The 240-nt window shown below is 67.1% G+C and carries 1 protein-coding gene; it reads left to right on the plus strand.

Annotation, left to right across the window (positions count from 1 at the left end; translation table 11 throughout):
* Nucleotides 1-33: 33 nt before the first annotated feature.
* Nucleotides 34-240: hypothetical protein (locus MIC448_RS11185; RefSeq protein WP_036299607.1), on the plus strand; the 207-nt coding region annotated here is incomplete at its 3' end.

Genomic DNA, 240 nt, shown 5'->3' on the forward strand with positions numbered 1-240 from the left:
CTGAATGTCGGTGGCCCTCGGCAGAATTGAGGTATGGAAAACCTCGTCGACACGCTGCGCGAACTGGTCGCGCACGTCGGCGAGGTCGTCGATTCGGTGCATCGCGAGGGACTCGTGGCCGCGGCATCCGATGCCGATCAGGCCGTCGCGCTCGAGTTGTTGGGTCGGCTCGGCCGCCGCGTCGACGCCGTGACGATCGAGGCCGTTTCTGAGGTCACGGCGCGGTCCGAATCGGCGGTG

The sequence above is a fragment of the Microbacterium sp. C448 genome, assembly GCF_000582705.2.
Taxonomy (GTDB): Bacteria; Actinomycetota; Actinomycetes; order Actinomycetales; family Microbacteriaceae; genus Microbacterium; species Microbacterium lacus_A.